Genomic DNA, 11,337 nt, shown 5'->3' on the forward strand with positions numbered 1-11,337 from the left:
AAGTGCTCTTCGTAGGAGCGAGCTTGCTCGCGAGCCCCGCCTAGCTCCGGCGCTCGGGCGAGGTCTGTTCGCGAGCAATAACGATGGCGTCCCCCTCGCTCCTGCAGGTTCTCAGCGTCGGGCTGCATTGGGCGCTGCGGCTCTGGCAGAGCGCGAGCAGCCACTGGCGCAGGCGCGCGGTCAGTCCCATACCAGCAACTCCGCCGGGGTCGGGTTCCAGCCGTTGCAGGGGTTGTTGAGCTGCGGGCAGTTGGAGATCAGGACGATGACATCCATGTGCGCGAGCAGCTCGACGTACTTGCCGGCACCGGAGATGCCGTCTTCGAAGGTCAGGCCGCCTTCGGCGGTGACCGGCACGTTCATGAAGAAGTTGATGTTGTGGCTGATGTCGGCCTTGGTCAGGCGGCCATCGTGCAGGCTGGCGCGCAGGAAGTTGTCGCGGCAGCTGTGCATGTAGCGCTTGTCCAGGGCGTAGCGCACGGTGTTGCTCTCCTGGGCGCAGGCGCCGCCGAGGGTGTCGTGGCGGCCGCAGGTGTCGGCGCTGATGGTCAGCATCGGGTTGCCGAGGTTGGACCAGAGCACGCTGCCGGCGCTGAGGTAGACCTGCCCCTGCTTGCGCAGGGTGCGCTGCACGTCGTAGCGCTCGCGCGGGTTGGCGGCGCTGAAGAACAGCGTGTCCACCGCCTGGTTGCCTTCCAGGTCGAGGATGCGCAAGGTCTGCCCGGCCTTGAGTTCGGTGAGGCTGGGTTCGCCGGCCGGGATCAGGGTGCGCGAGACGCAGGCTTCGGGGTGTTTGTCGCTGGGGACGATGGGCATGCTCGCGCTCCTTACAGGTACTGGCGTTCGGTGTTGTGGAAGCCGCGGCCGTTCTCCGCGCGGGAAGTGCGGCAGAGCACGCTGATGCCGTCGGACGCGACCTGCTGCCAGGTCAGGCCGATGGGCTTGGGCGCGTACTGCGGGTTCGGGTCCAGCGGGTGTTGCAGGGCGGTGAGCACGACAAGGGTGTCCATCGGCGCGTAGAGCTCGACGTAGTCGCCGGCTTTTGAGTTGCCCTGGGCGAAGCGGAAGCAGCCGTCGGCGTCGACGTCCACGCGGCTGAACAGGTTCAGGCACATCAGCAGGTCCTGCAGGCGCATGTCCCACTTGCCCATTTCCACCAGCAGGTTGTCCACGCCGTTGCGGTGGAAGCCGTTGCGCAGTTCCTGGTAGCGGCCCGCGCCGTATTTCTCCTGCACCTCGGCGGCGTTCAGCACGCCGCCGAAGCTGTCGTGCCAGCCGCAGCTGTCGGCGGTGATGGCGGCCAGCACGCGGCCCATGTCCGAGTACAGGCAGTGGCCGGCGGTGAGCCGCGCGGTGTGCTGGCACTTGAGGCTGTCGGGCAGGTTCAGCCGCTCGCTTTTCTCGGCGGCGTTGAACAGCAGAACGCTGGCGTTGCCACCGCCTTCCAGGTCGGTCAGGCGCAGCAACTGGCCGCGCTTGAGGACGAAGGAGGTGTGGCCGCCGCCGGGGGCGGTTTCTTCATAGAGGGTGGTGCGCAGTTCGTTCATGGCGGGCTCCTTAGTAGGCCGGCGTGATCGCGGGCTCGGCGGCGGGTTGCAGGCGCGCCGCGAGCGTGGCCGGCAGGGCGGTGCGGGCGGCCCGGCGGTCGGCGTTGAGCGGGATGTCGTAGGTGATGCGGGCGCCGTAGGCGTTGGGTGCCTGCGGGTCGTGGCGGACCTTGTCGAAGACCAGCAGGCGGGTGCCCAGGCTGAAGCCCTCGGCGAGGTCGTGGGTGACCATGAATACGGTGAGCCGGGTTTCCTGCCACAGCTCCAGCAGCAGGGCGTGCATGTCCTTGCGGATGCCCGGGTCCAGCGCGCCGAAGGGTTCGTCGAGAAGCAGTACGCGCGGCTTCATCACCAGCGCCTGGGCAATCGCCAGGCGTTGCTGCATGCCGCCGGACAGGGCACTCGGGTACTGCTGCAGCGCGTGGCCGAGGCCGACGCGCTTGAGCAGTTCGGCGGCCTGCTCGCGGGCCTCGCGCTTGGCTGCGCCGAACAGCCGGCCGAGCAGCGGCGAGCGCGGCAGTTCCAGGCCAAGGGCGACGTTGTCGAGTACGGAAAGATGTGGGAATACCGAGTAGCGCTGGAACACCACGCCACGGCTCGGGTCGGGTTCTGCGGCCAGCGGCTGGCCTTCGAGCAGCAGCTCGCCGCGGCTGGGCCCCTCCTGGCCGAGCAGCAGGCGCAGGAAGGTGGACTTGCCGCAGCCGGAGGCGCCGACCAGGGTGCAGAACTCGCCTTCTTTCACCTCGAGATTCAGGCGTTCGAGCACCACGTTGCCGGCGTATTCCTGCCAGACGTTCTTCACCTGGATGAAGCTCATGCCTTGGCTCCTTCGTACCAGGGGAAGGCGCGTCGGGTGAGCGCGCGCAGCGCCCAGTCCATCAGCCAGGCCAGCGCGGTGATCCACACCACATAGGGCAGGATCACGTCCATGGCCAGGTAGCGGCGCACCAGGAAGATGCGGTAGCCCAGGCCATCGGTGGAGGCGATGGCCTCGGCGGCGATGAGGAACAGCCAGGCCGAGCCGAGCATCAGGCGCAGGGAGATGAGCAGGCGCGGCATCAGTTGTGGCAGCACTACGCGCAGGATCAGCGTCCAGGTGCTGGCGCCCAGGGTCTGCGCCTTGATCAGCAGTTCGCGGGGGATTTCCCGGGCGCGCTGTTCGATGTCGCGGGCGATGCAGGGGGCGACGCCGATGACGATCAGCACCACCTTGGACAGCTCGCCGAGGCCGAAGACGATGAACAGCACCGGCAGGATCGCCAGCGGCGGAATCATCGACAGTACGGTGAGCAGCGGCGAGAGCGGCGCACCGAACAGCGGCACGCTGCCGGCGGCGATGCCCAGCACCAGGCCGAGCAGGGCGGCAATGGAAAGGCCCATCCCAAGGCGTTGCAGGCTGGCGCCGGTGTCCTGCCAGAACAGCACGTCGCCGGTGCGCTTGTCTTCACTGAAGGCCAGGCGGTTTACCGCGTCGGCCATCTGCGCGGCGCTGGGCAGCAACTTGTCGTTGGGGTTCTCCGCCAGCCGCGCCGTCGAGCCTGCAAAGTAGGCGAACAGCAGCAGGGCGAAGGGCAGCAGCACCAGAAACAGGCGGCCGCTGCGGTCGGGGGTTCGGTTGATCAGGCGCATGGGGCGTACCTATCGGTTCGTAGGGCGCATAACGCGGAACGCGTCATCCGCCGTGTCGTCCGGACGGCGGATAACCGCAAGCGGTTATTCGCCCTACGAGTGGGAACGGTGCGGAGTTCAGAGCTTCCCGTCCGCCGCCATCTGCACGTAGGTCGGGTCGAAGCGCAGCTTGAGGTTCTGCGCGTCACCGGTGGTGAGGCCGCCGGCGAAGCTCATGCCGACCGCTTCGGCGCTTTTAGCGCCCTCGCCGAGCAGGCCGTGGGCGAAGGAGAAGGCCGCGACCTTGTCCATGGTCGCCGGCAGTTTCGGGCTGGTGGCGAAGGCCAGGGCTTCCTTGGGCGTGGCAAACAGTTTGGTGGTGGCGAGCTGGCTCTGGTAGCCGGCGAGGTCAGTGCCCGAGGCCTTGGCCATGTGCTCCAGCGCGGCGCGAGTCTCGGCGCTTTCGCCCTGCATCAGCGCCACGGTTTCGAACCAGGCGCCGGTCAGCGCCTTGCCCAGGGCGGGGTTGTCTTTCAGGACCGCGCTGTTGACCACCATCATGTCCATGATCTCGCCGGGGACCTTGCTGGAGTTGAATACCTCGGTGGTGCCCGGCTTGGCGCGCGCCTCGGCGAGCATCGGGTTCCAGGTGGTCACGGCCTGCACGTCGTCGGTGTTGAAGGCGGCGGCGATGTCGGCGTCGGAGGTGTTCACCGTCTTCACGTCCTTCTCGCTGAGGCGGGCGTTCTCCAGGGCGCGGGCGAGCAGGTAGTGGGAGACGGACAGCTCCACCAGGTTGACGTTCATGCCCTTGAGGTCGGCCAGCGTCTTGCCTTCGCCCTTGATGACGATGCCGTCGTTGCCGTTGGAGAAGTCGCTGACGATCAGCGCGGTGGAGTCGACGCCGCCGGCGGCGGGGATGGTCAGGGCGTCCATGTTGGTCATGGTGCAGCCGTCGAACTGGCCCGCGGTGTACTGGTTGATCGACTCGATGTAGTCGTTGAGCTGGGTGACCTTGATCTCGATGCCGTATTTCTTTGCCCACTTGTCGACGATGCCGTGGCTGGCCGCGTACTCCCAGGGCATCCAGCCGGCGTAGATGGTCCAGCAGAGGTTGAAGCTGTTCTTCGCGGCGGCGGAGGCTGAGAGGCTGAAGGCGGCGAGGCCGGCGGCGAACAGGGCGGTCAAAAGGGGCTTGCGCATGGAGCATCTCCAGTCGATTGTCGGGCAGGCAGGAGTCGGGCGGCACTTGTCGCTCTCGTCTCCCGGGCTTTTGTCCCGCCGTGTAACCTCGCTGGAGGTCGATGACTCTCGGACCAGTCACTCGCTGCGCGAGCCGGAACCCTAGTCATCCATTGTCGGATTGTGGTGCCGCTGTCCGAATGCTTCGGATCGTTCCTGCACTCTCGATACCAAGCGAGCGGCGTGCCAAGTTGGCGAAAGTGCCGGTACAGAAGGGCTGCGCTGGAGCGGGGCGGATGTTTCGCTGCAAGCCGGGGCGTTTGCCCGCCCTCAAATGAAGCGCGGCGCCGCATCCTGGTGCGTGTGGGCCAGTCGAAAGGCAGGAGCGGGCGGGGCGTGCCGGGCGGCAGACTGCAGTCACCGTCACCTTGAGGAATCCATCGCCATGTCCGAATTGCTGAGCTTCGCCAAGGGCGCGCTGACCATGTTCTGGGTCGCCGCCGTGCTCAACCTGATCTACCCGTTCGGCGAGCTGCATCGCCCGCTGCTGTGGCTCTCCGTGATCCTGCTGGTGGCCCACGTGGGCGAGGTGCTGTTGCTGGCGCGCCGGCGTTCCTGGCTGGAGCAGGTGCAGGTGCTGCTGTTCGGTGTGCTGCACCTGCAGAGCCGCAAGCTGCGCCGCCTGGAAACTGTAAACGGCTGATTTACCCAAGCTTTACCTTTCGACGCGGCACCGCCTTCTGACAGACATGTCTGATCTTGTGAGACCGGAAGAATGTACGCCCCGCACCCCGGCGGGGCGGCCGGCTCGCCTGATGGAGGCGCCATGCGTCGTTTCTTCGCTGCTGTACTGATGATCCTTCCGTTGACCGGCTGCGTGGTCTACGAGCATGACCATGACCGTGGTGGCTGGCATGACCGGCCGCACTACTATCGTCCGGCACCGCCGCCGGCCTATTACGGTGGCCCCTACCAGGGCTGGCGCCGTTGAGCCTCACGACGCGGCGTTGAACGCCGCGTCTTCCTCCAGCAACAACTCGACGAACTGGCTGGCCGCAGGCGACAGGCTGCGGCTGGCATGGCGTACCAGCGCATAGGCTGAGCCGCGCCCGGCAACCGCGCTGCTGCCCGGCCATGGCAGTACCGCCAGGCTGCCGGCCTGGACATCCGCGGCCACTACATCCCAGGTCGCCAGGCAGAGCACGTCGCTGCCTTTCACCAGTTCCTTGAGCATCAGCACGTCATCGCACTGCACGCTCAGCGGCTGCTCGCGGCCGAGGGTGCGCGCCAATCCTTCGTGGGCGTCGCGCGGCAGGCGCGGGCCGGCCAGCGGATAGTCCAGCACGCGCTTCACCGAGGGTGCGCTGCCGATCAGCGGATGCCCCGGCCGGCAGAACAGCACGCCCCGGTGAACCCGCAGCGGCAGGATGTCGAGGCGGTTGTCGCCTTCGAGTTCGCGGTAGTCGGCGATGAACAGCTCCAGTTCGTCGTCCAGCAGACGCTGGTGCAGCTCGCTCCAGTTCTCGATGGAGAGCAGCACCGATACCTTCGGGTGCGCGCTGCTGTAGCGTGCGAGCACCTGCGGCATCAGCCGCGCGCCGGGGAAGGGCCCGGCGCCCAGGCGTAGTTCGCCGGTCTCCAGGTCCGCCAGTTGCAGCACCGCATTCTTCAGCGCGCGGTCGCCGGCCAGCAGGCGGCGCGCGTGTTCCAGCACCAGCCGGCCATGGGCGGTGAGGGTGACGCCACGCGGATTGCGGTCCACCAGTTGGCAGCTCAGCTGGCCCTCCAGCGCCTGGATGCTCCGCGACAGGGCGGGTTGACTAAGATTCACCGCATCGGCGGCGCGGGCGAAGTGACCGTGTTCGGCGAGGGCGACGAAGTGGCGTAGCTGGCGGAGATCGCTCATGCGCTTCCTGCATTGATTGTTAAATTGGAATGCATTGGAATTATTAGCGCGACGGCCGGCATAGTGCGAGCACAACAACAAATACCGGAGCCCTCCGATGTCCCGTCTTTCCGCTGCCGTGCTGCTCGCCAGCCTCTGCCCCGGCCTGCTGGTCGCCGCCGAACAGCCCAAGCCCCCGACTTCCTTCACCCAGGCTGCGCAGGAGCAGGTGCGTCAGTCGCTGCCGTTCAGTGACCGCGCCGACTTCGAGCGGGTGGAGAAGGGCCTGATCAAGCGCCCCGAGAACCTCGTGATCAAGAACGAGGACGGCACGGTCGCCTGGCAGCTGGGTGGCTACGATTTCCTCAAGGCCGCGAAGGACGTCGCCAGCGTCAACCCGAGCCTGATGCGCCAGGCCCAGCTGAACCTCAGCTACGGCCTGTTCAAGGTCACCGACGGCATCTACCAGGTGCGCGGTTTCGACCTCGCCAACACCACCTTTATCGAAGGCAAGTCCGGCTGGATCGTCATCGACACCCTGACCACCCCGGCGACTGCCAAGGCCGCCTACGCCCTGGTGAGCCAGGAGTTGGGGCAGAAGCCGATCCGCGCAATCATCTACAGCCATGCGCACATCGACCACTTCGGCGGCGTGAAGGGCCTGGTCAGCCAGGAGCAGGTGGACAAGGGCGAGGTGCAGATCATCGCGCCCAAGGGCTTCATGGAGGCGGCGATCAAGGAGAACGTGCTGGCCGGCAACGCCATGCTGCGCCGTGCCACCTACCAGTACGGCACCATGCTGCCGCCGGGGCCGGAAGGCCACGTCGACATGGCCATCGGCAAGGCGGTCGCCCACGGCCCGATGAGCATCATCGCGCCGACCAAGACCGTTGACGGCTCGCTGGTGGAGATGGAGATCGATGGCGTCCCCGTTACCTTCCAGAACACCCCCGGCACCGAATCGCCGGCGGAGATGAACGTCTGGCTCCCGCAGCAGAAAGCGCTGCTGATGGCCGAGAACGTCACCGCCACCCTGCACAACCTCTACACCCTGCGCGGCGCCGAGACCCGCGACCCGCTGGGCTGGAGCAAGTACATCAACGAGGCGCTGCACCATTTCGGCGACAAGGCCGAGGTGATGTTCGCGGTGCACAACTGGCCGCGCTGGGGGCACGAGGACATCGTCCGCACCCTGGAGAAGCAGCGTGACATGTACGGCTACCTGAACGACCAGACCCTGCACCTGGCCAACAACGGGGTGACCATCAATCAGATCCACGAGCGCCTGAAGGTGCCGCCGGAGCTGGCCAACGAGTGGTTCAACCGAGGCTACCACGGCAGCGTCAGCCACAACGTGCGCGCGGTGGTGAACAAGTACCTGGGCTACTACGACAGCAACCCGGCGACGCTGAACCCGCTGGCGCCGGAGGATTCGGCGGTGAAGTACGTCGAGTTCATGGGCGGTGCCGATCACCTGCTGCAGATGGCCAAGGCGTCCTTCGACAAGGGCGAGTACCGCTGGGTGGTGGAGGTGGTCAACAAGCTGGTCTTCGCCGACCCGACCAACCAGGCCGCGCGCAACCTGCAGGCCGACGCCCTGGAGCAGCTCGGATACCAGGCGGAGAACGCCGGCTGGCGCAACAGCTACCTGACCGCCGCACAGGAACTGCGCAATGGCGTGCCGCGTGACCTGCCGACCATGAAGTCGGGTAGCCCCGACGCGCTGGCGGCGATGGACACCGGCCTGCTGTTCGACTACCTCGGCGTGCGCCTGAACGCGGAGAAGGCCGAGGGTGAGGACTTCGCCATCAACCTGGTGCTGCCGGACAAGAACGAGCAGTACCTGCTGGAACTGAAGAACTCGCACCTGAACAACATCAAGGGCGTGCAGAGCGAGAACGCCGGGCAGACCGTGACCATCGACCGCGCCGACCTCAACCGCCTGATGCTCAAGCAGGTCTCGCCGGTGCGCCTGGTGTTCGAGGGCAAGCTCAAGAGCTCGGGCAACCCGCTGCTGCTGGCCAAGCTGTTCGGCATGCTGGAAGACTTCAACTTCTGGTTCGACATCGTCACTCCGCCGCAGAAGAGCTGATCCTTTCCCCACCTACGCGGCCGGTTCCCCGCCAGGCCGCGTCTCCCCTGGATGGCACATTGCGATGATTGCATTGTGCCATTGTTTTTTTCGCGGCCAGTCTGCACCATGCGACCCCTGCGCCGGCAGCTGGTTGCCGGCGCTCGCAGTCGAGTCGTCGCGATCATGCTCAGCCGTTGTACCAGGATGCTGCGTCGTTGCTGGCTGGGGCCGTTGGCCCTGGTACTGGCGACTTCGCTCGGCGTTCTGGCGGTGGCGCAGCAGGCCGAATGGGACTTCCGGCTGATCAGCCAGCAATCCACGCGCCTCTATGGGCCGCTGGGCGAAGGCCAGGTGCGCATCGACGCTTGGCAGAAGCTGCTCGCGCAGCAGGCCACGGCGAGTGAGCGCGACCAGTTGCAGGCGGTCAATCGCTTCTTCAACGACCAGCTGCGCTTCACCGATGACCTGAGCCTCTGGCACGAAGTGGACTACTGGGCCACGCCGGTGGAGGCCTTGCTCAAGGGCGCCGGCGATTGCGAGGATTTCGCCATCGCCAAGTACATCAGCCTGCGACATCTGGGCGTGCCGGCACAGAAGCTGCGCATTACCTACGTCAAGGCGCTGCGCCTGAACCAGGCGCATATGGTGCTCACGTATTACCCGCGGCCCGACGCCGTGCCGCTGGTGCTGGACAACCTGATCGGCAGCATCCTGCCGGCCAGCCAGCGCAGCGACCTGCAGCCGGTCTACGCGTTCAACGGCGAGGGCCTGTGGCTCGCCGGCAATGGCGCGGGCGGCGGCAAACAGGTGGGCGACAGCAAGCGCCTGTCGCGCTGGCAGGACCTGCTGAAGAAGATGAAGGCCGAAGGCTTCCCTCTGGATGAGTAGCCGCGGAACGAATAGCTGCACCGACACGAATAGCTCCCGCGGGGGGAGCCTGGAGACACGATGTCCCTGTTCAAACAGTTATTGATCGCCATCTGCCTGTTCCTGGTGGTCGCCTTCAGCGGCAGCTTCATGGTCAGCCTGGAAAGCTCGCGCGAGCAATACGGCAACCAGCTGCGCTCCCACGCCCAGGACGCGGCCACCGCGCTGGGCCTGTCGTTGACGCCGAACATCGATGACCCGGCGATGGTCGAGCTGATGGTCAGCTCGATCTTCGACAGTGGCTACTACGAGAGCATCCGCGTGATCGACCTGGCCTCCGGCAAGGTGATGGTAGAGCGCACCGGGGTGCCCGACGCGGTGGCGGCCAAGGTGCCGCAGTGGTTCATCTCGCTGATCGACCTGCACTCCGCCGGCGGCGACGCCATCGTCAGCCGTGGCTGGACCCAGGCCGCGCGGGTCGAGGTGCTCAGCCACCCGATGTTCGCCATCGCCAAGCTCTGGCAGAGCACATTGGGCAGCCTGCTCTGGCTGGTGCTCTGTGGCATTGCCAGCGCCGTGCTCGGCGCCGTCCTGCTGCGTCGCCAGCTCAGGCCGCTGGACTACATGGTGGCGCAGTCCCACGCCATCGCCCGCCGCGAATTCCTCAGCCTGCCGGAACTGCCGCGCACCCCTGAGCTGCGCCGCGTGGTGCAGGCGATGAACCAGATGGTGGAGAAGCTCAAGGCACTGTTCCAGGAACAGGCCCAGCGCAGCGAGCGCCTGCGCGACGAGGCCTACCAGGACAGCCTGACCGGACTGGGCAACCGGCGCTTCTTCGATATGCAGCTGAACAATCGGCTGAGTGCCGAGGACCAAGTCAGCAGCGGCGTGCTGCTGGTACTGCGGGTCAACGATCTCGCGGGACTGAACCAGCGCCTGGGCGGCCAGCGCGTCGACCAGTTGCTCAAGGCGGTGGCCGACCAGCTGCGCCTGTCCGGACAGGGCCTGGGCTCCGGTCTGACCCTGGCGCGCAGCCGTGGCGGTGAGTTCGTGATGCTGGCGCCGGGGCTGATGCCCGAGGACGCGCCAGCCTTGGCGATGCGCCTGGAAGGAATGCTTGCCGCACTGGCTACCACCGGTGCCAGCGATGTGAGCCCGGTCGCCTGCCTGGGGCTGGTGCCCTTCGTTTCCGGCGAGTCGGCGCAGGCGCTGTTGCAGCGCGCGGACGAGGCGCTGGTGCAGGCTGAGCGGCAGAACGACAGCTGCTGGGCCTTCCTCCAGGGCGGCGCCAAGCCGGTCGCCGAGGAGCGCCACAGCTGGCACCAGTTGCTGGACGAGGCGTTGATGCACAAGCGCTTCCAGCTTCACTTCCAGGCGGTGGTGTCCTGCGCCGACCCGCAGGTAGTACTGCATTACAAGGTGCTCTCGCGCCTGCCGGACGGGCAGGGCGGCAGCATCGCTGCCGGGCGCTTCCTGCCCTGGCTGGACCGCTTCGGCTGGACTGCGCGGCTGGACCTGCTGATGCTCGAAAGCGTGCTGGCGGATATGGCCAGGCACAACCGCCCGCTGGCGCTGAACCTGTCAGCTGCGCTGCTGCGCGACGAGTGGGCGACCACCCGCGTGTTCGACCTGCTGCGCCAGCATCCGCAATTCGCCGGACGTCTGACCCTGGAGCTGGAAGAAGACCAGTTGCCGGCGCAACCAGTGCTGGAAGCGTTGACCCGCCGCCTCGGCGAGCTGGGTTATCGCCTGAGCCTGCAGCACTTCGGCGGGCGCTTCAGCATGATCGGCAACCTGGCACGGCTGGGGCTGGCGTACCTCAAGGTCGATGGCAGCCACATCCGCCATATCGACCAGGAGAACGACAAGCGCCTGTTCATCGAGGCGATGCAGCGCGCGGCGCACAGCATCGACCTGCCGTTGATCGCCGAGCGCGTGGAGACGGCGGGGGAATTCCGGGTGCTGAAGGAGATGGGCATCCAGGGCGTGCAGGGGCAGCTGTTTGGTGGGCCTGCGCCGTGGTGATAGATGTCGGGGCGGGGTGCTTTTCGTAGGAGATTCTATGTCTACCCCACCGTATCGGCCGCAGTCCGATACGGTTGCTGAGTCGTCATCAGGGCAAAGGCAATCCGGGCCAATTTGCGGGCGAGGACGGTCAGCGCCTCGATCTTTTG

General features: G+C 66.6%; 11 protein-coding genes and 1 riboswitch. Of the genes, 5 read left to right on the forward strand and 6 right to left on the reverse strand.

Features of this window, described 5'->3' with window-relative positions; translation table 11 throughout:
* Nucleotides 1-180: 180 nt before the first annotated feature.
* From IB274_RS28615 to IB274_RS28635, 5 genes are all read right to left on the reverse strand, one after another.
* Nucleotides 181-816, reverse strand: coding sequence for an urea amidolyase associated protein UAAP2 (locus IB274_RS28615; protein ID WP_081517598.1), 636 nt, complete (start codon nt 814-816; stop codon nt 181-183).
* Nucleotides 817-827: 11 nt separating this feature from the next.
* Entirely contained in the window at nt 828-1,547 is a 720-nt protein-coding gene (locus IB274_RS28620) for an urea amidolyase associated protein UAAP1 (protein ID WP_192436156.1), read from the reverse strand.
* A gap of 10 nt (nt 1,548-1,557) precedes the next feature.
* Nucleotides 1,558-2,364, reverse strand: a complete 807-nt coding sequence (locus tag IB274_RS28625) for an ABC transporter ATP-binding protein (protein WP_192436157.1) — start codon at nt 2,362-2,364, stop codon at nt 1,558-1,560.
* Nucleotides 2,361-3,176 (reverse strand): ABC transporter permease, encoded by an 816-nt coding sequence (locus IB274_RS28630; protein WP_192436158.1) that lies wholly within the window; start codon nt 3,174-3,176, stop codon nt 2,361-2,363. Before IB274_RS28630 ends, IB274_RS28625 begins: the two co-directional genes overlap by 4 nt.
* A gap of 117 nt (nt 3,177-3,293) precedes the next feature.
* Nucleotides 3,294-4,358 carry a putative urea ABC transporter substrate-binding protein gene (locus IB274_RS28635; RefSeq protein ID WP_192436159.1) on the reverse strand — a complete coding sequence of 355 codons (1,065 nt, stop codon included), beginning with the start codon at nt 4,356-4,358 and terminating at the stop codon, nt 3,294-3,296.
* 57 nt (nt 4,359-4,415) lie between these two features.
* A riboswitch (guanidine-I (ykkC/yxkD leader) is annotated at nt 4,416-4,514 on the reverse strand.
* 268 nt (nt 4,515-4,782) lie between these two features.
* Here IB274_RS28635 and IB274_RS28640 point away from each other — a divergent pair.
* Together IB274_RS28640 and IB274_RS28645 are read left to right on the forward strand one after the other, a co-directional pair.
* The gene (locus tag IB274_RS28640) at nt 4,783-5,040 is read left to right on the forward strand and encodes a DUF1145 domain-containing protein (protein WP_192436160.1); all 258 of its coding nucleotides are present in this window, start codon (nt 4,783-4,785) and stop codon (nt 5,038-5,040) included.
* Between the two features lie 123 nt (nt 5,041-5,163).
* Nucleotides 5,164-5,328, forward strand: a complete 165-nt coding sequence (locus IB274_RS28645; RefSeq protein WP_167523272.1) for a hypothetical protein — start codon at nt 5,164-5,166, stop codon at nt 5,326-5,328.
* A gap of 3 nt (nt 5,329-5,331) precedes the next feature.
* Here IB274_RS28645 and IB274_RS28650 read toward each other — a convergent pair whose 3' ends face one another.
* Complete coding sequence (locus IB274_RS28650) at nt 5,332-6,243, reverse strand: LysR family transcriptional regulator (RefSeq protein ID WP_192436161.1); 912 nt, start codon at nt 6,241-6,243, stop codon at nt 5,332-5,334.
* Between the two features lie 97 nt (nt 6,244-6,340).
* Here IB274_RS28650 and IB274_RS28655 point away from each other — a divergent pair, with 97 nt between their 5' ends.
* The 3 genes from IB274_RS28655 (at nt 6,341) to lapD (ending at nt 11,188) form a co-directional block, all read left to right on the forward strand.
* The gene (locus IB274_RS28655; RefSeq protein WP_192436162.1) at nt 6,341-8,314 is read left to right on the forward strand and encodes an alkyl/aryl-sulfatase; all 1,974 of its coding nucleotides are present in this window, start codon (nt 6,341-6,343) and stop codon (nt 8,312-8,314) included.
* Between the two features lie 165 nt (nt 8,315-8,479).
* The gene (gene lapG, locus IB274_RS28660) at nt 8,480-9,184 is read left to right on the forward strand and encodes a cysteine protease LapG (RefSeq protein ID WP_192436163.1); all 705 of its coding nucleotides are present in this window, start codon (nt 8,480-8,482) and stop codon (nt 9,182-9,184) included.
* A gap of 60 nt (nt 9,185-9,244) precedes the next feature.
* Nucleotides 9,245-11,188, forward strand: a complete 1,944-nt coding sequence (gene lapD, locus IB274_RS28665) for a cyclic di-GMP receptor LapD (RefSeq protein ID WP_192436164.1) — start codon at nt 9,245-9,247, stop codon at nt 11,186-11,188.
* Nucleotides 11,189-11,337: the final 149 nt, after the last annotated feature.

It is taken from the genome of Pseudomonas sp. PDM18 (genome assembly GCF_014852585.1).
Classification (GTDB): domain Bacteria; phylum Pseudomonadota; class Gammaproteobacteria; order Pseudomonadales; family Pseudomonadaceae; genus Pseudomonas.